Origin of the sequence: Blautia sp. HCP3S3_C12 (assembly GCF_052064155.1) — a bacterium.
Classification (GTDB): domain Bacteria; phylum Bacillota; class Clostridia; order Lachnospirales; family Lachnospiraceae; genus Blautia_A.
Map to the genome: position 1 here is coordinate 23,202 of NZ_JBQHWC010000018.1, position 24,554 is coordinate 47,755.

Annotated in this window: 17 protein-coding genes and 1 pseudogene; 1 reads left to right on the forward strand and 17 read right to left on the reverse strand. The window is 43.7% G+C overall.

The features are described from left to right. Window positions 1–10: 10 nt before the first annotated feature. The 11 genes from ACTNDS_RS13025 to ACTNDS_RS13075 all read right to left on the reverse strand — a co-directional run bounded on the left by ACTNDS_RS13025 (window position 11) and on the right by ACTNDS_RS13075 (window position 15,127). Entirely contained in the window at window positions 11–937 is a 927-nt protein-coding gene (locus ACTNDS_RS13025; RefSeq protein ID WP_441036231.1) for a hypothetical protein, read from the reverse strand. Then, the gene (locus tag ACTNDS_RS13030) at window positions 934–3,117 is read right to left on the reverse strand and encodes an NAD-dependent epimerase/dehydratase family protein (protein ID WP_441036233.1); all 2,184 of its coding nucleotides are present in this window, start codon (window positions 3,115–3,117) and stop codon (window positions 934–936) included. Before ACTNDS_RS13030 ends, ACTNDS_RS13025 begins: the two co-directional genes overlap by 4 nt. A 30-nt stretch (window positions 3,118–3,147) precedes the next feature. After that, complete coding sequence (locus ACTNDS_RS13035; RefSeq protein WP_441036235.1) at window positions 3,148–5,469, reverse strand: hypothetical protein; 2,322 nt, start codon at window positions 5,467–5,469, stop codon at window positions 3,148–3,150. 51 nt (window positions 5,470–5,520) lie between these two features. After that, window positions 5,521–5,970: a S24/S26 family peptidase gene (locus tag ACTNDS_RS13040; RefSeq protein WP_441036237.1), complete on the reverse strand. Its 450-nt coding sequence runs from the start codon at window positions 5,968–5,970 to the stop codon at window positions 5,521–5,523. Beyond that, window positions 5,967–6,233: a PqqD family protein gene (locus tag ACTNDS_RS13045; RefSeq protein ID WP_441036239.1), complete on the reverse strand. Its 267-nt coding sequence runs from the start codon at window positions 6,231–6,233 to the stop codon at window positions 5,967–5,969. Before ACTNDS_RS13045 ends, ACTNDS_RS13040 begins: the two co-directional genes overlap by 4 nt. 36 nt (window positions 6,234–6,269) lie before the next feature. Continuing rightward, on the reverse strand, window positions 6,270–6,470 hold the full coding sequence (locus ACTNDS_RS13050; RefSeq protein WP_441036240.1) for a hypothetical protein: 201 nt from the start codon (window positions 6,468–6,470) through the stop codon (window positions 6,270–6,272). A 2-nt stretch (window positions 6,471–6,472) separates the two neighbouring features. Further along, the gene (locus ACTNDS_RS13055; protein WP_441036242.1) at window positions 6,473–7,159 is read right to left on the reverse strand and encodes a hypothetical protein; all 687 of its coding nucleotides are present in this window, start codon (window positions 7,157–7,159) and stop codon (window positions 6,473–6,475) included. Between the two features lie 112 nt (window positions 7,160–7,271). Continuing rightward, window positions 7,272–10,553 (reverse strand): InlB B-repeat-containing protein, encoded by a 3,282-nt coding sequence (locus tag ACTNDS_RS13060; RefSeq protein WP_441036244.1) that lies wholly within the window; start codon window positions 10,551–10,553, stop codon window positions 7,272–7,274. A 275-nt stretch (window positions 10,554–10,828) separates the two neighbouring features. After that, window positions 10,829–11,611 (reverse strand): response regulator, encoded by a 783-nt coding sequence (locus tag ACTNDS_RS13065; protein WP_441036246.1) that lies wholly within the window; start codon window positions 11,609–11,611, stop codon window positions 10,829–10,831. Next, entirely contained in the window at window positions 11,608–13,413 is a 1,806-nt protein-coding gene (locus ACTNDS_RS13070; RefSeq protein ID WP_441036247.1) for a sensor histidine kinase, read from the reverse strand. The genes ACTNDS_RS13065 and ACTNDS_RS13070 overlap by 4 nt, the downstream gene beginning before the upstream one ends. 22 nt (window positions 13,414–13,435) lie before the next feature. Continuing rightward, window positions 13,436–15,127, reverse strand: coding sequence for an ABC transporter ATP-binding protein (locus ACTNDS_RS13075; protein ID WP_441036249.1), 1,692 nt, complete (start codon window positions 15,125–15,127; stop codon window positions 13,436–13,438). Between the two features lie 513 nt (window positions 15,128–15,640). Here ACTNDS_RS13075 and ACTNDS_RS13080 point away from each other — a divergent pair. Next, window positions 15,641–15,775, forward strand: coding sequence for a hypothetical protein (locus ACTNDS_RS13080; RefSeq protein WP_441036251.1), 135 nt, complete (start codon window positions 15,641–15,643; stop codon window positions 15,773–15,775). A 617-nt stretch (window positions 15,776–16,392) separates the two neighbouring features. On the opposite strand, the gene ACTNDS_RS13085 is transcribed toward ACTNDS_RS13080, so the two are convergent. From ACTNDS_RS13085 to ACTNDS_RS13110, 6 genes and pseudogenes are all read right to left on the reverse strand, one after another. After that, on the reverse strand, window positions 16,393–17,808 hold the full coding sequence (locus ACTNDS_RS13085) for an IS1380 family transposase (RefSeq protein ID WP_441036253.1): 1,416 nt from the start codon (window positions 17,806–17,808) through the stop codon (window positions 16,393–16,395). A 983-nt stretch (window positions 17,809–18,791) separates the two neighbouring features. Continuing rightward, window positions 18,792–20,132: an FtsW/RodA/SpoVE family cell cycle protein gene (locus ACTNDS_RS13090; protein ID WP_441036254.1), complete on the reverse strand. Its 1,341-nt coding sequence runs from the start codon at window positions 20,130–20,132 to the stop codon at window positions 18,792–18,794. Window positions 20,133–20,135: 3 nt separating this feature from the next. Next, the gene (locus ACTNDS_RS13095) at window positions 20,136–20,465 is read right to left on the reverse strand and encodes a PadR family transcriptional regulator (protein WP_441036256.1); all 330 of its coding nucleotides are present in this window, start codon (window positions 20,463–20,465) and stop codon (window positions 20,136–20,138) included. 88 nt (window positions 20,466–20,553) lie between these two features. Further along, window positions 20,554–22,074 (reverse strand): MobA/MobL family protein, encoded by a 1,521-nt coding sequence (locus ACTNDS_RS13100; protein WP_441036257.1) that lies wholly within the window; start codon window positions 22,072–22,074, stop codon window positions 20,554–20,556. Window positions 22,075–22,471: 397 nt separating this feature from the next. Then, window positions 22,472–23,804, reverse strand: a pseudogene (locus ACTNDS_RS13105) (VapE domain-containing protein). A 27-nt stretch (window positions 23,805–23,831) separates the two neighbouring features. Next, entirely contained in the window at window positions 23,832–24,416 is a 585-nt protein-coding gene (locus ACTNDS_RS13110; protein ID WP_441036259.1) for a CHC2 zinc finger domain-containing protein, read from the reverse strand. Window positions 24,417–24,554 lie beyond the last annotated feature (138 nt).

Here is a 24,554-nt window from a genome sequence, read left to right on the forward strand (position 1 = left end):
CAGTTCTCCTCTATCTCTGGATCATACGTATAAGTTCCAGTGTCTGGTTGTCAACCACCACCGTAGATGTCTTCAGCTGATCCAGAACCTCAAAAAATTCATCTTTCCGGCCTGTCTCAAAATACAGTTTCAGCCTGAGCGTGTAGGAAGACAGCTGATCCGGATACTGTTCGAAAAAACGATCTCCCCACAGCTCTGCTCTCTCATATTCTCTCAGTTCCAGGATTCTGCCCAGGACACATTCATAGCAGGCCGGCAGGATCCTCTCTCTTGCATTTTGAAAAAGTTTTTCACAAAGCTTCTCCATCTGGTCAACATAATCCCTCTGCTCCACCTGTACGAATACCTTCTGCTTCAGCATCTGATTCATATATCCGATCAGCTTCAGTATCTGCTGCTGGCATTCATCTTCCTGAATATCTTCTTCCTCGATCTTCTGCTGCATCCTTCTCACATATTCACGGTATCTGTCCATTCTGTTCTGCAAAAACGATGCTGCATAATGTGCAACTTCTGAATCATCACTGTCCAGAGCAAGGGCAATAGCCGAAAGAGATTCCTCTGTCTCTCCCAGAAGCACATTCAACATGTTTGTACGCATCTTTTCCTGATCCGACACCAGGATGGACTCTTCCACCGCTACAATGTTCCGTTCTCGCTCCTCATCGGCTTTTATCCTCGGAACATGCCGCTTTTTACTAAATTCCACATCTGACAGATCTCTTTCACCCAGTTTTATAAAATGATACTTCAGAAAACCGAACAAAAAATACAGAATTCCAACCACCGGACAGATCAGCATGATCACCATGTGCATCACATACTGTCTGCGATTATCCTCGTCTTTTTTAAAGAGCAGATACCAGAGCAGATATCCCACTGCGATCAGTGCATTCAGAAAAAGCACTGCGCAAAAGATGATACCACTGCGTGTCATAATCCAATCTCCTCACGAATAACAGTTCGAATCCCCTTCTGCGCCAGATGGTTCTGAACCAAACCACAGCCTTTTCTGTCCGTACTGGTAAGAAGGATGTAGAGATGGCCGTCATCTCTATAACCGATATAGTCTGTATGGCGAAGTATTCCGGCAATGATGCTGCCTGCGTTTTCCATACCGCCTTCTGCGAAGACCACCTGCAGCAGAATATATTCCGTCAGACCCTTTTCTCCGGCTTCGTGATAGGTGACAACCAGTTCCTCGAACTCCTCTGCCTTCAGTACCGGTCCCTCATCCTGATACTTTTCATTTTTCAGGAGATCGTAATACGCTGCTGACCTTTCCACTGCTTTCTGGATCATCTTACTGATGACGACCAGACGGTTCGCTTCCCCGATCGTCATCCGCTCAAAGGGGATACTCCAGAGCAGGATCATCATCTCGATCTGTTCCCCTTCATAGATACCGCAGGCCATGACGGGATACTCCGGATCCAGATTCCGGTTCAGATACACTTCCTGTCTGGTAAATGCTTCATACAGCGGTTCTTTATCCGGAAGATATACTGTATATCCCATGGAACCGGCTTTTTGGGAAGTCCTTCCGAACAATCTTCCATATTTTTCTCTGTCAATACGGTAAAGCGAGACATCCTGGCAATCCATAAAGTCCCGGATCATCTCAATGGCATGGAACAGAATTTTCGTCGGATGATCCTCTTCCAGCTGCTCTGCCAGATCATAAACGGTACCCAGACTGTAATCATAGTTTACCACCTGGGTGATCAGCCCTTCCTTTACGCGGAGATTGCTGTCGTTGATGTCGGCAATATCTCCCACACGCTCCGACAGGAAATCCACCTCCTGTGCTTTCTCCTCCTGCTGGAATTTAAGCTGATCCTTCATATACCCTACTACCAGGCCTACGATGAATATTTCTGCGATCCATACATACGTATTGTAATCCGTAACTACCTCAATGCCGGACTTGCTGTACATCTGCCGGAACAGATAGCCAGCCATGGCAAGCAGAGCCGAAAACGTTGCCTGTCTCTGTCCATGCACCACTGCAAACAGCAGGACATAGATCAGATAAAAATCGATCTTGGAGAAATACCGGCTTCCCGTCGCACGGTTGTTCAGCATGAAAAAAGGAATGAACAACACCAGGTTCTCTATATATGGGACCAGCGCGCCGAAAAGCTCCATGGTTCTAAAATAGATCCTGTGCCAGATATCCCATCCCTGATGGTTGCTGTCCAGGAACTGTCCACTGTGCTTCTTCATATAGGAGAGTGTCTTCTCGATAATCTCCTCCGGCCCACAGGAAATCTCAAAGCCAAATTCTTCCCTGAGCCTCTCATTTGACAAGATCACCGACTTCTGTTCCTCCGTCGTATTGTCAACCTTCTCCAGGTCATTTCCCAGATACGTCTCAATAGCATCTGCGACCTGCTTTTCAGAATACCCCTCACCGGAAGACACATGATAGAGTACATACCGGTGTCTCTTACACGCCACCAGCTGATAGATGCTCTCCACCGCATCCCCTATATAGGTAAGCCCGTATCGATAATTGCTCCGATAGGTGACAGAACCTTTCTGAAAGGCATCCAGGCACTTGCTCTGACAGACGCCAGATGTCGCTTCCCTCTGATTCTTCGGAACGTCATACAGTCTGTCCAGACGCAGGATCACCACATCCTTCTTCAGCTGTCTCCGATAGAACCGACAGCTCTCCTCCCCCTGGAAGATCATCCGGGGCCGGATCCCTCCGGGAACCGGCCGGACATCCTCCGTCACCGGTATCTGATAAGAATTCCCATACACCTCTGACGAAGATAAGTAGACCAGCCGCCCTCTCTCCAGTACAGACCAGGAAAGCAGGATATTCTGCAGGCCTGCCGCGTACTGAATCGCTTCTCTTTTGGGATCTTCTCCAGACAGATTCCCGTCAAATGCACCGAGCAAAATCGTCACATCCGGCTTGACACTCCTGAATACCTCTTCCACGGAAGCATTGTCATAGGGAAAATCATACCGTTCAAATGCATATTCAAAATGATTGGATGGATTCCGGCTTCCCGACAGCACATAGATTTTATGCCCTTCCTTATACAGTTTTAATGAAAGCTTTCTCATCATAGGCGATACTCCGCCTACAAGCATGATATCCATAGTTTACTCCATCTTCTGTTCACATTCTCATTAGTTATAGCCATAATAGATTGCAAAATTATACAGTCGATATATATTCTGCTCTATATAATAACAGACAAACCTGTCATTTTCAAAATAAACCTTCAGTTCATTGGGATACAGTTCCATAAACTTCTGTGCCCAGTAATACATTCTGGACATGGTAATCGAACGCCTCGGTCCATTATAAGGAGCCAGTCCGGAGTTTTGCGGAAGTGGCTGCGCTGCCTGTTCTTCCGACACTACAGGAATCTCTCCTCCGTACCCGTTGGCATAGTTCAGAGGTTTCTTTTCTATATAGAAATACACCTTTTCCGTAGGAATCGTCACTTCCTTGGTTCGATTCCAGTATTCCATGTCTTCCAGAAACTCAATGGTTTCTGTATGGCGTCCATATTCTTCTATCATACGAAGTTCATCATTGGCAGACACGATGGTCCATTTGTTATCCTGTCCTTCGTTGTCCTTCATGATATTGGTGGTACAGAGGATGGCTTCGTTCATCTCCAGACTTCCGCCTCCAAAAGATCCTCGAATCCAGTCATACTTTGTACTGTTAAAGATTACAATCACCGTCAGGATCAATCCTACTACCTGCCGTGTATCCGCAAGCCAATCCAGAAACAGAAGATTCACCACACCATCCAATGTCATGATAATCACAACCGGGATCAGATACGCCAGATAGATACTCGCCCGGTAAGGCTCCATCAGCATCGGCCAGCCGAGAGCACCGCTCACAAGAATCAGTCCCAGAATAATTTCTGCGATAACCATTGAAAAGATTCCGGCTCCCCGCATCGGTTCAATCAAATATCTCTGAATCACACCAATGCCTAATGCTGCACCGATTCCGTACAGAACCAAGTTCATATCCGGTAATGCAAATACATTCTGCTTGCATCCCCATAAGATAGTTTCTCTATATTTCCAACCGATCAGAAGTATCGCTGCCAGAGGTACCAGATTAAAGAGCTGAAGAATCAATTTTACGATCAGCAAATGCCGTGGTACTTTCTTATCTTCAAATGAAATCTTGCCGCTTTTGATTCCCTGGGCTACAAGTATCACTCCGCCCACCGTCATAGCAACAACACCGACACAAATGATTCGGAATATCAGAACGGTATAATCTCTCAGTCCAATAACATTCATTGCCCAGTACATGGAACCCTGCAATTCTTTACCAGTCAGGAAAGCCACTGCCATGGGAAGGAACGCCAGCAGAATACTCAGAATTCCTGCCAGCAGAATGCGAAGAAAATATTCTTTTCTCCAGATCCAGTACCCGTAACCAACTGCAATACCGATACAGATCACACCTGCGATAATCGTATCGTAAAAGTGAGAGGTCAATGTCAGCGAAAAACTCATGGCAAACCCAAGCAGATACCAGGATGAAGTGCAGCGAATTCTATTAATTCCTTCTTCCAGTTCTTCTTTTCTGGTCTTAAAGAATTCCATCACAAAAAAGATAGACGGAAGAATGTACAGCATTCCAAATTCCTGGGGAAGCGTTGCTCCATATCGGGAATAGGAAATACCATTAAAATATTTGGCACCCACAAACAGCATGATTCCCAGATAAGGAAGGAATCTTGTTTTACAGTGTCCTTTCAAAAACACCAGAATCATCACGGCAATCATACTGTACTGAACCAGCCAGAACAGACGCAGTATCACGTATACCGGAATTCCCGTCATGGCAGACAGATAGTACAGCATACAGTGCATTCCCATAGGATAGATTCCCGCTACATAGATATTATTCTCAATAAGCCCGTTGATCCAGTAGTTGTGCACCGGGATGTCCGAGGCTCCATATCCCCAGTTATGCAAAATCCCAGGTCCGCAGACTTTCCACACAAGCAGTGCAAAAATCACAAGAAATGGAATGTCCAGAAAATTTTCTTTTAAAAGACGCCATAGATTTCTTGTAACCATCCGGAGAAACACTTTGATTTCCTGCCATCTGTTCCTCATAAAACTCTTGAAGCCGAGTTCACGCAAAATATAGTGCCTGCACTCTCCCAGCACTTTCATCATATATGAAGTTACCGGGATCTGATAAATCTTTACAATCAATAAAACTGCCGGGACAAATGTAAACAGGGAGAGTGTGATCCGATACGAAATGTGGAGCAGTTCCAAAACCTGCACCAGATTGATCACATAGAAATTACCGATGGTAAAATAGATCAGAAAACGTACTGCCGCAGGAAATCTTTTTACTTTGTGGTAAAAAACAAAAGCAGGAAGTCCTGCCGTAAATCCAATATATCCGATAAATAACTGTATAAATTGAATGACATTCAGTTTTTCCATAGACATCAGGCACTTCCCCCTCTCCTGTTTATTTTTCACTGTAACTGTTCAATATTTTCACAGTTGTTTTAGACTTCTCTTTTCCAGACCACTCAGCCGCAAAAAGGCAAGGCAACATCTGCGTACCGTTAAATTCTCGGTCCAGAACTTTTTGTATAACCGATACCACCATGTTCTTTCATCTATATAATGTCCATTTCTGAAAAATCCCTGCGCTGCGGCAAGGATCTGGTCTTCCTGTACCTTTTCATCCAGCTTCCACTGGTGATCTCCACACACCCGGAATCCATCCTCTTCGACTTTCATAATCCGGTGCAAAACCAGCGTGCCATCTTTTCTTCGATAAAGAACAATGTCCCCCTTTTTTAATATCTTTCCCTCTGCTGCCGTAACCTTTACCCGACACTTGCCTTCTTTCAAAAGCGGCCACATACTGGTGCCTTTTATCGGCACAACTGCAAACCCGAGTTCCTGCAGACACTGTTCTATATTCCCCGTCGTTTTCATCGTATCAGCACATGGCAGGAATCCAGTTCTGCCAAAAATGTATCCACATCTGCTGCCACCTGCTCCGGCTCTGTTCCATATTCCTGTGCCAGACCTTCGATCAGGCTGTCTCTGTCTGTATCCTGCTGCAGCATTCTGCAAATAAACTCACCGGTATGATTCAGCGCAATCATACCATTAAAATCTGTCTCTGTGTCAGAAAGTGGTACAAGTACCACATTTTCATGTACCTTTCTTAAAATATGATCTTCTATCAGACGCATAGCTGTCCTTTCTGTGTACTTTCATATTTTGATTGATTATTCTATGGTTGTATTGGTTCCACCAAAAAGTTGATTCAACGCATTTGCTGCATATTCCGCAGTGGGTGCGGGTGTTGGTGTTGTAGTTGAACCTCCTCCGCCTGGTCCATTACTGTCTGTCAAAATCTGGTCATTATCATCAAATCGATAAATCTTCGCCCTTGGCGGTTCATATATTCTTCCTTTCTTATCCATCAAAATCACTTTCCTTTCATCACTCTGTATGAGAGTTTGGCCGCTTCCGGTTCTCTTTTGCAGCTCATCTCATATACATTAATCTGCGACACTACCTGTTCCATCATGTCCAGTAAAAGATTCATTTCTTCATTACTCCTGGGACGCCAGGTATTATTGAGCATCAAAGCCAGTGCCTGGTCCCCTGTCACCTGCTGTATCTGATTCTCATTTCCCTGCTTCAAAAAACAGATGCCTTTTAACGGAACCCCTCGATTGACCTGCAAGTCTGTCTTTCCTGCAAAGGGAGTTCCCCATACGGTAATCTGTTCTTTCTTCGGCCAGATCACCGGCTTATCATCATTCAGAATATAGCTGTCCGGATATAGAGTTCGCCATAATGCCGTATGGGTTGACTTTCCCGTACCCGAAGGCGCCGAGAAGAGATAGGCTTCTCCATCATGGACCACCGCCGATGCATGGAGAAAAAAACGACCATGTTCTATAATCTCCCGGCAAAATGCTGCACTGCAGCAAATATATTCCCGCTCTTCTTCTGAAGGCCTTTTCATCACAACACGTGCTTCATCATAAGGATTCGGTCTTACTGTCATCACCGGTTCGCCGGAAGATCTGTAAGATTCACTCTGCCGCATCAACCGTCCAAATTTCGGCTTCATCTTTACTTTCAATCCGGCAATCTCATAAATCATCTTCTGGCTTCCCCTTCTTCCTCAATAAGGATGCATAAATATAGCATTTACACATCCTTGTTTTTTAGTACTGTTTTATTATTCTCATTCCGGAAACACTTCTGTGTCTCAATTATTGTGGATAGTGTGATTTACGTCTGTACTTTCCCGAAGCCGTGTTCACCACGCCATTGTCATTGGTCACCTTGGTTCCTGCCGTTCCATTAACAGTAATTGTAGCTGTTGCTCCCGGCGCATAAAGGTTGTCAATGATAAAGCCATAGGTTGTATTGGCCTGCAGTCCTGATGCATCCCAGTAATAGGTAAGTGTTGTCGCACCACTGATCTGCTGGATACTTCCCTTATTATGTTTAACTCCTGCACTGTCGGTGAGAATAGAAGTTCCATTTCCGGTAAACTTACCTGTTCCGCCGACCTTCACATAAGCCGAAGCCGGTACAGTTACCGTGATCTGGATGGTACTCACATCCGTCATGGTGTTGAGGGAATACTTAAATCCGGTAGAAATCGTATTGCCAAATTTGTTATCCAGACCATAACCTTTCGCGTTTATTCCCGTTCCAGCGTTTATTCCATTAAATGCAGATGGAATACCAACCGAACTGCTCTCTGCAACAAAGGAGAGATACACCTGACTGTCAACAGTCGGATTGTACACGATTTCAAACCTCGCGTAGTAAGTGACTCCGTTAGTCGCTGATGTCGTTGTTGTCGAATAGGTCGCATTCGTGCTTAGCTGATTGCCATTCTTATCATACCAGCCGAGGAATGTATATCCGGAATTTGCTGTTGCTTTGGAGCTTGCCGCAGTACCGTCCACATCTGTGACAGATGCCACGGAAACCTTTCCGCCGACAGTATCCGTCTTGAAGCTTCCGTCAGCCTGCTTCGTCTGTGCCGCGAAATTGACCGTATAGGCGGTTTCAAAACGTGCATAGTATGTGGCGTTACCTGTGGTGGTGTAACTGATGGTTGCACCGTTGTTAATCAGCATATCATCCGCAACTTTGTTGCCAGTTGAATCATACCAGCCAACAAATTTATAACCGGTTCCCGCAGTTGCTGTAGAACTGATTGGCGTTCCCACAGCATCAGTGTATGTGTAACGACCAAGTGTACCAATCTTATCGTCTGTTGTATCTTCCCAAGTATCTCCGTTTTTCACCTGCCGGATATAGGTCTGGGTCACACTTCCGGAAAATCTTGCATAGTAGGTATTGACACTTTCCTTGGTTTCCACATAGGTGTAGGTAGTATTTGTGGTAATTAATTTTCCGCTTGCATCATACCAGCCCTCAAAGGTAAAGCCATCTTTTGCCGTTGCTGTGGCTGTGATCGTTTCATCAGTTTCCGCATGGTAGGATTTTCCACCGTTTGCGTTATATGCAGCATTATAATTCGTATCGGATGTATCTGTCACACTGGTAATTTCAACAGTTCCGCCATTAGCAGAATCCGTGTAGTTCTTGCCTCTGCCCACCTGCGGTATAAATGCCTGAAGCCAACGCCACTGTGCCACCATGGTAAGACCTTTGTGGTCATTGGCGTACGCCCTTTCTTCTCCGTTATCTTTCCAGGTCACGCCATCAATCTCATTACCCGTTTTATTAATTGTTTGCGTCAATGACACGTTTCCATTATAAATGTTAAAATGCTGTGCTGCTGTCTCTTCTGTTGCTCCACTGACAGAGTAATTACATGCTATGGTATGTACGGCTGGAAGTATTAACTTGCCCAACTGATCCGCATTTACATGTGTTTCTTTTTCGCCAGTTTTTTCTAATTTATCTCCGGTCAGCAGCCAGCCCATAAATTTCCAGCCGTCATTCTGACCTTCCGCCGCATGGGATACATATGGGGAAATAAACATCTCCGTCGGTTTGTTACTCGGCGTGGCACCAGTCGTTGCATCCACTCCGCTCGTATTTCCTGTAAGCACAGCCGGTTTGAAGCTGTACACATTCGGTGCTTCTTTTGTGTTGTAGGTTCTTTCCACCACGTACTCCTTACCGCCATTAGGGTCATAGGTGATGGTGGGGTTCTTGATGAAGACAAAGTGCAGATCTGTTGCGGATGTGATGTTTTCCAAATAATAGGTATAAATGGTATCACCGTCCGTATTCGTCGGTTTGATCCATTTCCCCTTTTTCTGTTCATCAGTCAGGCTGCCGGTATCTTCGATTTCGTTTCCTGCCAGTTGTAAAAATACGGTCTTCGGATTTCCCTTTTCATCCTGTTTTGTATAATACACACCGACAAACTCGCATCCGGCATCCGCATCCGCTTTCTTTATAACAGCCTGAATTTTCAGCGGCTGGCCGTCAGTCACATAGGTGGAAAGCTTGCCGTCCACCGTTACGGTATGACCGCTGGAGCTTCCCCCACCTGAAGATGATCCATCACTTCCTCCAACAACCGCACTTCCGTGGGTGGTGGTACTGCCGGACAAAGGATGATAAAGCTGGAAATTAATATTATCCAGAAAGTTACCGTAGGTCTTTGCTTTATCTGCTGTTGTACTGGAACCGACATATCCTACAGATACAAAACCAAACAGCGTATCCGTCTGCCCTGCCGGTACAGTATAGAGATAATACTTGCTCAAATCGACCGTTGTACTGCCATTTCCATTCGAACTTCCGGCAGATCCCTCTGCATTGGATCCATAAGAGTTCCATGGATTGGTGCCGCTTGTTGCTTTGCTGGATGCCATGATCCAGATGTGCCATTCTTCCGTATAAATGGTACTCGGTGTCAGACTAAAGGCATTATTTCCTGCATTATCTTCAAATGTTCCATTGGCTGCAAACTTTTTACTGTAAACGGTGTACTGCTTCGGTTCTGCTCCCGCCGTAATTGTGCTGTTATCTATATTCAGCCAGTCCACCATCTGCATCAGCTGATCACGCCCGTCCTTACTTGGTTTTGACGGATCGAAACTCTGCTTCGGTCCGATCACCAGCGCCATAATATCAGTACCGTTGCGGGCACCGTGATCCAACCCCCATTCATAGACGCTGGAGGGGCTGGTCTTTACATTCTGATACAAGGTACTCTCTTCGTCTGCATTCAGCTCCGCCGCATAAGTTCCGTCTTTAGGTTCCAATGTAACACCTGTAATATAGGTATTTGTGTTTTTCCTGAATAATTCAATCTTCCCCTGAAACGCGGTAGTACTCCAGGAGGGGACAGCGGATTGATCCGGTTGTAAATAAGTAGCTGTAAAGGTCTGTCCTTCCTCAAAACTGCCGTTCTGCAGTTTTCTATTATCCGAAGTATCATCCGCCGCATACACAAACCCAATGCCTACTCCCATAACAAGACAGAGTCCAAGCAGAAGTCCACGTACATTTACCAGCAGTTTATTTTTCTGCGGTTTCATTTTATCACTCATCCGTTTTCCTCCCCATTTTCATCTATCATTTTTCTGTAGATCAGGGTGATTCAAAAGCCCTGATTCAAAAATCCACTCTGTAAAACAAATCATTTATTGTCCACTTAAGTACTCCTATTCCATAGTTCAGCCATATTATAACATCCGGTGTGTCACAAACCTGTTACAAATTCCCCGGAAGAAACTTTTTTCTTTTGCCTGAAGCGAAATTTTTATCACGGGAGTCAAAACACTCCATGGCATCCTTCCGTAATTTCGCATCTGTCGTTTCCTGATTAAAAGTGACTCTTTTCCCATAGCAGGCCACATGTTTCCTCTGCCCAACTGTATTGTTCCATATACTCGCCGCAAAACTCCGGTTTCCCGGTTTCCAGATAGGTATAGTAGTCGCAATCAATCTTCTCAATGTCCAGGGAATAGCTGTAATTGCTCTGGATAACGATGGCATCCACGCCAACGGCTTCCAGTGTCTGCCGCAGGTCAAAGAAAAGCTGGCGAAGATAATTATGGTTTTTTTCTTCATTTCCGTTGTTCGGCCACAGCCTTGCACTAATCTCTCTGCCGGTCACACCAGCACCTTTCCGGTCCACAAGGAACGCAAGAAGTTCTTTTGTTTTGGTTCTCTTAAACGCCAGTTTCTCCCCGTGGGAATACACTTCAAAGTTGCCAAAGCATTTTACTGTCAGTCGATTTTCCTTTGCCTGGACGCCCTTGATATGATCGATTTCCTCCTGCACATCCTCAGCGGAAATAGGTTTCATCAGATAACCGGATACCCGGAGCTTGATCGCCGCCACCGCATACTTCTCATATCCGGTACAGAACACAATCTTGCAGTCAGGGTAAAGCTCCATCATTTTCTGGGCAAGGACAAGACCGCCCATTCCACGCATATCAATATCCAGAAATGCCACATCTATTGGATTGTTCCGCACCCATTCCAGTGCTTCTTTACAGGAACCAAATGCCGTAACCGATGTTATATCGGGAGATGCCTTTACCGCCTTGGAAAGTGCGTACAGCATCAAAGGCTCGTCATCTACTGTGATTGCAATCATCCTTTTACCCCTTTCGGAATTGAGATTTCCACTTTTGTTCCAACCCCCGGTGTACTTTCCACGGTCAGCGTACCGCCGCACATGGCTTCTACCCGTCCACGGATGTTCCGCAGACCGATATGTTTTCTCTCATCAAGCAAAATAGACGTAGCAAAACCTGCACCGTTATCCTCCACGCTGACACAGTAATGGGCATCTGTTTCGCAGGAGGAAATCGTCACTGTGCCGCCTTCCGGCAGCTTCATCAGCCCATGCTTAATGGCATTTTCAACCAAAGGCTGCACGGACAGTGCCGGGAGAAGAAAATCACCGGACTGCAGATCAAAGCGGATTTCTATGTCAGGGAAACGGATCTGCTCAATGCTGACATAGTATCGGGTATGTTCTATCTCCTTTGACAGACGGATCGGTGTATGGTTGTCCAACTCACTGAAATTTCCGCGAAGATAACAGGAAAAGTTGTGTACCAGCTTTGCGGCAGCTTCCGGCTGAAGCTCACAAAGCTGCTCGATACTGCCAAGGGTATTGTAAATAAAATGCGGCCGGATCTGGCTGATCATGGTAGAAATACGGTTTTCTGTAAGCTGCCGTTCTTTCTCCGCCAGTATCCTTTCCTGTTCCGCAAGCTGCTTTTCCTGCCTGATATAGTTAAACATCATCTTCACACCCGTAAGGATAATGTAGATGAGCATGGCCAGCAGTGAAAACAGCAGACCGGAGGATGTCCCCCTCACATAAAAGGCAGCAACGTCTGCCACTACACCCGCCACCAAAATAAGGGCGAATTTGGAGCTTACGTTTCCTTTCTGGTTTTTAGGGTATTTTACACGGTCATAAATCACATTTCCCACAAAGAGTACAGCGCCAAAACCGATCACAAGGTGGACGATATAAAAATTCTCCCGCAGATCTACACCGCCGATTATTTGAAACAGCAGCTGTACGATACAGATCACTGCCACTGCGATACAGTAAACGTCCAACATGCAGCGGCTGATTTTATGAAACCGTGCCTCCATAGACTTAATCAGCGGCACCATACCGATCATCAGCATGGCAACCGATATATAAAACATAAGTACAGGTTTTTCCGGTGCAAAAAACGGCGTAAACCTTGTATCCGTCAGCCGCCAGAGTCCTGCCATAACAGAGAACAGTCCAAAGGCAGCAAGTCCGCCGTCACTGCGTTCATAGATCATTTTATACACTGCCATGCAGCAAAACACGATACCGACAAAAATTGCCATGACGCTCAAAAGAAGCTGCGGCCAGTCCTGATGCAAACGGTCTAAGAAGACACTAAGTCTGGAACCCACCAGGAACTGAACCTCTCTGTCACGGAAACTTTCATACACGGGAATAATATTGACACGGATCTCTTTCCCTGCGTCCTCCCGGTAAAGCGGTATCATCGACCAGTTACCGCCAATGGTCCTGGTGAACAGCTCCCCGGAGGGTTTCATGCTATACACAAGCTGTCCGTCTATGTAAACTTCGGCATATTGATGGACAGTATAAAAAGAAAGATATGTATCCATCTTCAGACCTTCATTGATGGTAAATGTATATTCCCTGATCACACCAATCGGGGCATCTGCATTTTCAACCTCACGGCAGGAATCCTCCTCGACTACGACCAGACTATCGTCTGTCCGGCTCTGCCATATCTCAAAATTGACATTCACAAACAGAAACGCCAAAAGAGCAAACAGCATCACACCCGCCACAACAGGCAGAATCACAGATAATCGGGATAATAGAATGGTTTGTTTTGACTTAGCCTCTGTACTGGAATCAGGCATAGATGCACCTTCTCTTTCTTTATCACAAACAAATTTTTCGTTTTGTAACCCGTCCATCCTCAATTTGAAGCCGATAATCACAGATTCCAAGTGCAGCTTTTCTGTGAGTGACGATAAAACAGGTTTTCTCTTTCATATGATTAAGATTGGAAAGCAGCTTCGCTTCTGTTTCCTCATCCAAAGCACTGGTGCTTTCATCCAAAAGCAGAATTGGTGCCTTTGACAGCAGCGCTCTTGCTACTGCAACACGCTGTGCCTGCCCTTCTGAAAGACCGATGCCCCGTTCTCCCAACACGGTATCCAGGCCCCGATCCAGAGTTTCAATCAGGGAATCAATACAGGCAGCTGTTGCGGCATTTCGTATTTCTCCTTCAGAAGCAGAATCGGTAAACAACAGAAGATTCTCACGCAATGTTCCGGAAAACAGCGTATTTCCCTGCGGCACATAGGCAAAAAGAGGTCTCGTATGTTTGGAAGCCATCTCAACACGGTCCGAAAAACAAAACTCCACTTTTCCTGCCGTAGGCTGATAAATACCAAGAAGCATCTGAAATAAGGTGCTTTTTCCACTGCCTGACAAACCAGTTACCGCAACAAAATCCCCCGGGTAAATCTCTGCATTTACATTTTTCAGTACCGCTTCTCTTCCATAATTGAATGAGAGATCGGATATTCGTATCTTGTTTAAACTCTGATATAATTGCTGCCCGGAAACTTTTACATTTTCTTCCTCTTCCGGAAGATCCAAAAGTTCCTTCAGACGTTCCGCTGAAGAAATCATTCCATACGCTTGAGATGCAATGTCCGCTGCCGAGGCAATGGGTCCCTGGATCTGCCCTACCAGCTGAATGATAGCGGCCAGAGATCCATAAGTCAACATCCCTTTGTAGATACCTATGCATCCCAACAACATACAAAAAAGCCAGGACAGTTGAAACAAGGTACCGATGGCAGCATTCATTCCGCCGGAAAAGTACCCTCGTTTTAGTTGAACCTTTAAAAAATCCTGCTGACGCAAATCTGCCTGACGCTCCATGCGTGCTTCCGAACCACTGGCTTTGATGAGACGCAGATTCTGCAATGTCTCCTGTAGAATCGCATGCAGTCTGCCCTCACTCTCCTGCACTGCCTTATGCAGGGATAACATCGACGTTTTGAAAACAACAATAAGTGCCAGCCCTAATAAGCCGCCCACGATCAAAAGCACCACAAAGTGCCAATCCATCGAAATCAAAATCACAGCTGCACCAATAAAACTGACCGCCATGGAGACAAGCTGCGGAACAATTCCCATAATGCCGTTTTTCACCACACTCACGTCAGAGAACATACGATTTACCAGTTCTCCACTGTGATAGCCATGAAGTGAAGCGTATTGCTTACTTAACAAACATCGCAACACCATAGAGCGCATATCCTTCAGCAGAATTGCGCCTGTTTTTGTATTCAATATACTGCCCACTGCCGAACAAAGCCGGATTACAAGGATTGCCATGATCATGATCCCGGCGTACGCCTTCACCTGCCCGGCATTGTGGCTGACGGCGCCGTCAATCAACCCCTTTGTCGAAAGTGTAATGACAAGGGAACTGCCGGAGAAGAAGAAATTTAATATGCAAATCCATATAATGGACAAATATACGGAACGTGACCAGCGGAAGATATCTGCAATGGCCGGGCTTTTAAATATCTGAATAATTTTTTCTTTATACATTTCTAACCTTTTCTAATCCTTCTCAACTTCATCTGAATGATATGCATCTGGTCATTGTGGGAATACAGACACCCATGTATGGCATATTCCGCACCTCTTTTTCCTGCTATGTACAAGAAATTCTACAACATTTTCTCTTATAAATCAAATATTAATCAACTAACAGAAGCGATAAGCAAAACTTGCAGGAAATTGGAAACTATGCTGGCGGGCATAATTCCTACCGGGTCTGATAGGCAAAGATTCTGGCTTTCTGAGCATCCAGAGAATATTCATCAATCAGAACCTGTCTGTCACCTTCCATTTGAACTGTTGCAAAAAATGCAACAGTTCCCTCTCGAACAAGTTCTATTCCCTGTGTACGCTGACATTGTATCGTCTTTTTACATTGTGAACCAATCTACGAAAATATTATGCCACCTGATTATCCAAATCCCTTATCAGTCGTTCCAAATCTCATCAACGAATTACAGGCCCGCTCCCAGATGGAAGTCTTGCTGGATGAAAGCATAGATGAAAAAATGTATCGCAGAACTGGAATTTGCTTCGGATACAGCCGAAATGACAGAAACAGAATTATTCGAATCACATTATAAAATACTGCAAACATTATATCCGGACAGTCTGATCATTATTGATAACTTTTAATGTATTGCCAATTTCCGGTGTGCGAAACACCGATCTGATGAATAGTCTGCATCTCATCTGTCTGGTACACGGTTTAGAAGTACGAAGACCAGAAATGGTTGTGCTGTGGATGCTTGTGGGACCCACAGCCGTAGGAGTTCATGCGTGAGTTCTTTATTTCTTGCACGAAAATAGACAGCCATTATTTTGACTGCCTACCATTAATGAAGTATAGCTACTAAGCCTTTAATTCTGCAAAATATTTTTTCGATACCCAGCGAAAATTCATTCATAAAGCTACAAAACACACATCCATTTTTCTTCCTTAATACTCTACAAACCGCAGAAAATCAAGGTTTCCTTGAAAGCAAACAAACGGTTTCAATATTCCCCGTCAAAGGAATTATGTGACTCAAATATTCTCTAATATAATCCTAATTTTTCAATAGATTTTTTATTACCTGAATCCGTGAAACTCAGTTATTTTTTTACAGGAACTGCTTAGAATAGATGTAATTCACTGTTTTACACCGAATTCAAGTACACAATTCCTGTTTGTTGCGTAAGTTATATCTATTTTCAGCCTATAAAGCGAAAAAATGGCGTACCTTAACAAGCCTTTTTCTGTTTTATGTTTTTTAGGCCAAAGCAAAACGATTATAAACATCCATAAATGCATGCCGCCACACATTACTGCAGCCAATTGCCAGAATGATCCGTCGTCCATGGGTTGTTACATGTCCGGCGATTTGAATCAGATTTCCTGTCACGGTTCTGATTCGTCTTCTTTTGACAGGATGTTTTGTTTTAGGAGCCCGCTTACTTTTTAGTGACTCCTGACCTATTAGACGCAAAATATTATACGCAAGCACAGTTAGTTCAAGGACCAGCTCATTTGTATCAAATTTGCCGGATGGAAGTCTTTCAACATCCATATCTGTCTTGATTTTACTGTGAAACTGTTCGCATTCGCCATGAGCATGATAGCCATTTATGATATCATCATCGCTCCAGCCCGGATTGGTCCATATGGTATTGCACTCAATATCCGGAACCAGAAGAAACTGCCCGTTTTTATCGGTTGTTCGTTCAATTACCTCATATACAATACGCATGGTAATGGTTTTGGATACTCCTTCGGAATCTGTATACGCTACATCTTTCCATGAAGAACCAATGTAAACAGTTTTACCATCACGGGGATTGCGGATGTCCTTACAGCATTCCTTTACTGTGCGAATCCAATCTTCTTTGGATTCGCCTCTTCGAAGATTTCTTTTTACAATAAACCAAGAACCGTCTTCGATTAGAATGCCTAAGTTTTCAGCAGCATCATTCCCTGCGTCCATACGAACCAACAGTTGCCTGTCTGTCAGTTGATGTCCAAGCTGAAGTGTTTGCTTTAAAAATGCAGGTGTATTACACTGGCAATGCTGACTTCCTTCCCGTAGCTCCGTATTTACGAGAAAGCCCTCTGTGCCAATGTATGCCATCATTGGTGCATAACCGTCAAAACATTTGTATGTGTGTGCAACTCCTTCCTTATGAGTTTTTGAATTATCCATAGGAGTGACATCAAGATCCAAAGGAACTAACCCGGACTCCAATGCGGAAGGCTGGACATTGAAGGTATGAAACATGTCAACATTTGCATTTAGGACTTCTTCCCTTAAGGAAGAGCCTATGTCATCCATACGCCGACGTAAGGTCTCAGCAGAAGGAATCGCCCTTGTGATACCAAGAGCAAGCCTGTAATACTCAGGATCATCAGACATCTCATTGATAGCATCATAAGAAGTCTTGCCCTGACAAAGAAGTCCGATGTAAGAAAGAAGAATATATCCATTTTTGATTTGGCACTGGAAACGTTTGCCGTCAACCTTCATGTTATTGCACTTTTTAATGAAGCTGCTTTTACCAAGCATCTGTCCCACAAGAGATAATCCACTGGGAGTAATTAGTCTTTCATTGGAGAATTCGATTACAAGCTTTTTCATAAGTATCCACCTCATATAATAATACTTATATTTTACTATATGACGTGCAAAAAACATAGGAAAAAAGAGAAAGTCATATGTTTTTATCTTCACCCATTGGGTGAAAAAAGAAACAAGAAATGAAACCGTGTTACACCCAGTATTTATCGGGTATACGCCATAAATTGGGGATAATGAGTTTCACGGATTAAGGAATACTTTATTTTCATTTACAACATACTTCTCATAATCCTTCGGTTTATGCTTTGTCCAAATTATATTGGAAAAAAACAACATTAACAGAAAAATCAACCCAATATACGAAAATCCAAAATGAATCATTTTCATGCTCCTTATATTTTTTCAATCCCACAAATTCAATATACATTAATGATTGTACCAAATTATTAATCATTCGAAAAGAAACCCTGAACAAAAAAATTAAAGACAATCTATTTCTCCAATCCTGAACTTGTCTTCTCAAACATCCTTTGTTATAATCATCCTATGGTGCTACCATTCACGGTAGGCGGTTAGTCCTTCTCCAGAGGGACTGTGACCCTCTGTTTACATAGAAATCCCCAGACTATCTGCGGAAATCTTGCTAAAGGAGGGGATGCTAATGTTGACTCTCGAAGGTCTGATTGCTGTCATCAGCTTATGCTTAACAGCCTTTGGACTTGGTTACGCAATAGGATGCAATCACGCAAAAAAATAACCGCCCCAGCCTGCAAACTGAACGGTTATTTTCTTAACTAATCATTATGTGGGCTAACCGTCTATCGGTAGCACCTTTTCTATGATTATATTATCATTAATTCCTCAATATGTCAAAACCAATTTCCATCCACCACAAAACACTCAAGAAGTATTTTCCTATACTTCTCTCAGATTTCTGGTTTCTCTCATTTTTACCCTGGGCTTTTCATCATGTTTGAAGCGTTCTTGCTATCCATCAATTATTCACGATATTGACCAGAAGTCTAGTATAACTCGACATAAAATATAGATCTCAGACTGTATCGTCTAAACGTCCTTGCTCTGAGCATTATTCTGTCAGATTATAAATCAATCGTCATTTTTATATGTGGCATTTTGACTTTTACATGTCGCGGATAAACATTTTTGTACCTGTATATGCTTAATACGATACCAATTAGCCCGTATGAAACAACAATATAACTTCCACCTGCAGATAAGAATGGAAGAAATGTCGCTGTTGGCGGAAATGCCCCTAAATTTTCTAATACATTTATCAGAAAACTTACAAGGAAAATCATGCCACATCCACACCCCATCATCATACCTAATTGGTTCTTCTGTTTCAAAGCTGTTCCAAAAACAAAAAGTATTAAAACAGCTAAGACACAGCATACAAGTATCGCTACGATCATTCCGTATGTAGATGACAAATACGTTAGCAGATAATCTGCATTAAACCCGGGCAATTTTTCCGAAACATCTGCTCCACTACTTCCTATCATTTTATTTGTTTTCAAAAACGAACGTATTGTTGCAGTCAAATAATTTGCATCTCCAGTGTTAGAAACAAATGCCTGTATACGTGCTTTCTGGTATGACGCCAGGACATTTCCAAAATACATCCCAAAGAAACTCACAACTGGCAGAACCATAAAAATCCCCCATAATCCGGCTATCGTTTTTTTCTTCGAAATGATAAACCAGTCTTTCAAAACAGCTATTGTCAACATCACAAGCATCGATGTCAACATCAAACCTGCTGTCATTGTTGCAGGCATCCGAATGACAAGAAGAACCGGCAGCACCATCCAAGCTACTGCTTTCATGACTCCCTTATACCCTAATCCATGATACTGGTAAATGACTCCCCCGTAAATCGGAACATAAAACAACATCAATGCCTGTATGGATATGACCCTTCCACCAATATTCATGTAATATGTCATACCATTTATGCTAACTCCAAAAAACAAGGTTAGTAAACATGTCGCCAATAATATAACAGCAATCAACTTAGAATATCTTGCTAATAATGTATAGTCCATAAAATATAAGACCATCCTGACTACAATTCCCACCAATACATGAATCACATATCTACTGGAAGCAAATGCATCTGCCCCATCCATATGCGTTGCAATCATTATATGCGTCACAATTCCAGCTACACTAATTAAAGCGATCATAAAAAGGAGCTTCCATGCAATCTGTGGCTTGTGAATCCGGTCAAGTGAAATTCCCGCCTCGACAGGATCTCCCATATCCTTAACAGCCTCTTTTTCCGCACTCTCGTAGTCCATGCCAGCATGAATGTTTGCCTCAATCTGATCTTCCATATGATTCTGCAATTCCTGTCGTATATATGGCCGAGCCTTCTTGCATCGAATCTGTTCTAGCAATGTCTTCAAATATTCATCCATAAATCACACCTCCAATGCAAGAACATTCGATACTGCTGCCGAATACTCTCTCCATTCTTCCGTTTTCTTCTCCAGAAGTTTTCCTCCCTGTTTTGTCAGACTATAATACTTTCTGGTTTTTCCGCCAAATTCCTGTTCATATACCACCAATAAGCCCTTTTCTTCAAGGCTGTGTAACAATGGATATAGTGTTCCGGCCTTTAATTCAAACACATTCTGAGATTTTTGGCGTAATGTGTCAATCATCTCATAACCATACATATCCTTCTCAGACAACAGTTTTAAAATAAGCATTGTCATGCTTCCGGAAACTAATGATTTTTCAATAGGCATAAACTTCACCCTCCTTATGTAGATAATCTATATATCGGTTATCTATATAATATGCAGATAAACATTATTTGTCAAGACTTTTATCCTATTATAAGCAATCTCGATTATGAATTTTTCGTTGCCTAACATAATCTGCATTTTGCACCTGTCGCTTCTTCTCCTCCAACCGTTCATGAATACTCCGTTTCTGCCCGGTGCTTTTCTGCATTTCCCGTTTCTCCACATTCGGAATATTCGCTGGAATCCTCAGATACATTTTCTCCGGTTCTGGTTCCGGTGCATCCCATACTTTCTGAACCTGTTGAACTTTCTTTAATTCCGCTTTCGCAACCTTCATTGCCTTTGTAACTTCCAGTGCATTTTGATATCCATGCTGAGCCGGGATTAAATCCAGTGTAGCCTTTGCCTTTTCCAGTTGTACTTTCTTAGATTCAATCTTTCCTTCCAGTTCTTTCTGTTCTTTTCGGTGGAACCATTTCTTTTTCACTTGCTTCAGATCTTTTTCCAGTTTCACGATTGCTTTCTCAATGGCATAGATCTTCTGTTCCTGCTTTTCGGAAGAAGGTCTTTTCCCTTTTGATTTTGCCGGAAGTGGTTCTGGTGTAATGTCAATCCTCACATCATGATCAATCAGCGGATTTCCTTCTGTATCTCTATCGCAGTATTTCGTCTCCCGCAGAAATTCTACAAATCCCCTTAAGTATCCGATTGCTTTCTGAAGAATCCCGGTAAATAATTTCGGATCCTGTCCATGCTCTCGGAGTGATTCTGCCACCGGCACGTCAATCTGCGCTTGCTTCGCTGCCATCACTTCTACTTCGGAAGCACCTGTAAGCAATGCCCGATCCACGTTCCGGTTCCATTCCTGCCGGAGATAATTATCCGCTTTGATTTCTGCTTCTTTCGGATTGTTCTTCCCTATCTTTTTGGTAGCAAGATAAGGACCGCCTTTTTGAAATACCTGCAGCTTCTCATTTTCATCTTTTACAATCCCGTTAATCGCATCCGTCATTACCTGTTTCATATTCTCCAGAAAAGCATTGGTCTTAAATTCTTCTTTCTTTGGCTGGAAGAAATTCGTCTCATAGACTTCCCCTTTTTTGATGATTTTACATCCGGGTCGGACATTCCCATTCTCGTCAAGAATCTCCTTTTTCGTCCGCACATGTTTCCCGGATTCATTATAAAACATATTTCTGCTCGCAATTTTCCGCTCCACTTCCTGCCGGATCTCCCGCTCGGAAAAGATCAGATGAATATGCAGATTAGTTTTGCTCTTACTGTGATGCAATGCCGCACAGCATCCTACATCATATTTCTCCAAGAAAGCCGAAGTTATATACTTCAGCAACAGTACATGGTCATACTCGATCAGGCTCGGCGGTAACATGATAATCAGTTCCCTGGCTTCAATACACGTTCCTTCTGTTCCGCTTTTTGCAAAGTCCCTCTGATTCTGATCCGCCAGCAGATCCCAGTAATGATCTTCCACATTGGAAAAGACAGCATACAGATTCTCCTGCCTCTTGGGGCTGCTAATATAATCCACTCTGCCTTTTACATCATGCAGCTTGCTTTCCATCACAAAGCTATGATTTCGTCTGTTCACAATACCTCCTTTCCGCCGGATACGCAGCCAAAGAAAATCGTCATCAAAATTGACCGCCATGGCATTCTAAAGTCATGCAAAAAGCGCCCCTGCGAGGCCCTCCGGGAGGACGAAAGACACAGAGCATAAGCTTTAGCTTGTGCGATGGGTGTATTTCGCTCTCAATCGCCGAGGGCTCTTTTTGTCATACCCAGATGATTCTATCTCTTCTAATGACTGGTTATTTCTAATTGGCGTATCCGCCATTTTCATTTATGCCCGTTTCCGGGCTGTTTCTCGTTTCTGCTTTGTTTTCAAAGTTTTTTCTCTCCTGTTCACACTTTCCTGTTCACATTCCGCCCAGATATGTGTGAACAGAAACCTGTGAACAGGGCTCAAAACATTTTAAAAGTAATAATTAATTAAATGGAATTTCCATGTTTTCATCCACCTTTAGAAATCCCTCTTCATCTTTTTTCGGCTGAATCCGTTTCCACGACCTCTGAGTTCCGATTGCTCCACCAAATCTGTGATTGCCATGTTTCGTCCAGCCAACGATTTCATTCGCCGATTTCCTTGGATTGCCATTTGGGTACGATTCCTTCCTGATGAAATACCTGCTGATAGATAATGGTCGAACACACATAATCTTCTTCGTATGCATCAAGGAACGCCTGAATCATGCCTGTCTGGGTATCCTCCGGCATAAATTCTCTCTGAAGCAGCTTAACGTGATCCTCCATCTCCGGTGAAAAAGTCAGCGGATAATTTCCGCTTCGATAGATTTCCATTGCCTCTGCCCATGCCTGGATAATGTATAATCTGGATTCCGCTTCATTTTCATAAATGGTGGTTTCCGCTTTTTCCGGAAATACCCTGACCGGAGCAAATCTCCGGTTTCCAGTACGGTCAAATGGAAGGAAATTCAGGTCGTTGGAAGTACCGCAAAAGACACACTGACGATACCTGTCCTCTGCCCGTCTTTCATAGGGAATCCGGTAAATATCCTTCTGCCGGCTCAGGAAAGATTTCGTCTCTTCAATACTCTTGGCATTTGCCACCGCATTCATTTCTGACATTTCCACAATCCAGTGTCCTTGCAGATACTCATAAACTTTCTTATCATCGATCCGTTTCATATCGTCCGTAAACCACTCATCTTTGATTGCCAGATATCGGAAAAACGTAGACTTTCCGGTTCCCTGCCCGCCGACCAGGCAGAGCATAATGTCGTATTTTGCTCCCGGCTCATACAGCCTGCGTATGGCTCCCATCATGTGCATCTTCATCACTTCCCCGGTATATCCAATATCCTCTGCCCCGAAAAAATGTGTCAGCATATGCTGAATTCTTGGAGTCCCATCCCATTTCAGGCTCTCCAGATATTCCAGGATCGGATGGAAGCTGTTTTCATTTGCCACAATATCGATTGCCTTTGTGATTACACGGTCACTGGTCAATCCATAGTTCTTTTCCAGATATAAAGCCAGATTGTTCATGTCTGTATCGGTCATATGGACGCCACGTCTTTTCCATGGCATTTTCTTCATGATGTCAATCTGACACGTCATTTCATTTCTGCAGATGGCTCCTTTCAGACAGGGATCATGCTCCAACGCATACTTGCAATTCTGTATGGACTGTCGGATTTTCCCCTTCTCCGTAACATCCAGCCGCTCCCTGATGTCCTCCACGGTCAGAAGTTCCGTCTCCACAATCGCCTCTAAGTTCTGCAAGGACTCCTCGCTCATATTCTGCAATTCTCTGTTCATACCTCTTCACCTCCTCCCTTCCGTTCCGGAAAAATCCAGAACCTCTTCGTCAGTTCCAAACATTAGAATGTCCGCCAGATAACTGACCTTGCTTTCATTCTGTAAGGCTTCTGCAAATAATGGATGCCATTCCTCTTCCGCAGATTCCGGCTTGTAAAATTCCTTCCAGAATTCCATCCACCGTAAATACCGGAGCAATACATCCGAAGCATACTTCGCCCATTGCTCAATCTTTTTCTGTACGAATTGCATCCGTTCTTCTTTCGTCAGAACCTTCTCTTTTTTCTTAACTTCCAGTTTTCGGTTTCTATTTGCCCCAGATGTCCCGATTGAAAGATTCAGAGAAAAATCATCATTGATCTTCTTCGCTGCTTCCAGTTGCGATAATCCAAACAGCACCGCCACATAATTGACTGCATCGCCTTTTTCTCCACAGGCGAAGCAATAATAATTCTGGTCAATCTTCATACGGGGGTGCTTGTCATTATGGAACGGACAGCGTGCCATCCCGTTCCGGCTCACTTTTAATCCATATCTTTCTGCCACCTGCCTTGCGGTGACACGTTCTTTCATTTCCTGAAAAATGCTCATGTACGTCCTCCTGTATCCTTTGTTATCAAATTCCGTAATTTTCCCTCTTTCCGTCACAGGAGAACTTTGCTATACTACACATAAAGCTATATGCGTATAGGCAGACTTCTCCCGTAAGGATTGAGTTTTGTCTATGAG

Bases quoted from the DNA above. Each gene is read 5' to 3' on its own strand.
- ACTNDS_RS13075 (WP_441036249.1), bottom strand. From the start codon at position 15,127: ATGTATAAAGAAAAAATTATTCAGATATTTAAAAGCCCGGCCATTGCA.
- ACTNDS_RS13090 (WP_441036254.1), bottom strand. From the start codon at position 20,132: ATGGATGAATATTTGAAGACATTGCTAGAACAGATTCGATGCAAGAAG.
- ACTNDS_RS13070 (WP_441036247.1), bottom strand. From the start codon at position 13,413: ATGCCTGATTCCAGTACAGAGGCTAAGTCAAAACAAACCATTCTATTA.
- ACTNDS_RS13035 (WP_441036235.1), bottom strand. From the start codon at position 5,469: ATGTCTATGGAAAAACTGAATGTCATTCAATTTATACAGTTATTTATC.
- ACTNDS_RS13060 (WP_441036244.1), bottom strand. From the start codon at position 10,553: ATGAGTGATAAAATGAAACCGCAGAAAAATAAACTGCTGGTAAATGTA.
- ACTNDS_RS13040 (WP_441036237.1), bottom strand. From the start codon at position 5,970: ATGAAAACGACGGGGAATATAGAACAGTGTCTGCAGGAACTCGGGTTT.
- ACTNDS_RS13110 (WP_441036259.1), bottom strand. From the start codon at position 24,416: ATGAGCATTTTTCAGGAAATGAAAGAACGTGTCACCGCAAGGCAGGTG.
- ACTNDS_RS13045 (WP_441036239.1), bottom strand. From the start codon at position 6,233: ATGCGTCTGATAGAAGATCATATTTTAAGAAAGGTACATGAAAATGTG.
- ACTNDS_RS13025 (WP_441036231.1), bottom strand. From the start codon at position 937: ATGACACGCAGTGGTATCATCTTTTGCGCAGTGCTTTTTCTGAATGCA.
- ACTNDS_RS13065 (WP_441036246.1), bottom strand. From the start codon at position 11,611: ATGATTGCAATCACAGTAGATGACGAGCCTTTGATGCTGTACGCACTT.
- ACTNDS_RS13030 (WP_441036233.1), bottom strand. From the start codon at position 3,117: ATGGATATCATGCTTGTAGGCGGAGTATCGCCTATGATGAGAAAGCTT.
- ACTNDS_RS13095 (WP_441036256.1), bottom strand. From the start codon at position 20,465: ATGCCTATTGAAAAATCATTAGTTTCCGGAAGCATGACAATGCTTATT.
- ACTNDS_RS13085 (WP_441036253.1), bottom strand. From the start codon at position 17,808: ATGTTTTTTGCACGTCATATAGTAAAATATAAGTATTATTATATGAGG.
- ACTNDS_RS13055 (WP_441036242.1), bottom strand. From the start codon at position 7,159: ATGATTTATGAGATTGCCGGATTGAAAGTAAAGATGAAGCCGAAATTT.
- ACTNDS_RS13080 (WP_441036251.1), top strand. From the start codon at position 15,641: ATGAAAAAATGTATCGCAGAACTGGAATTTGCTTCGGATACAGCCGAA.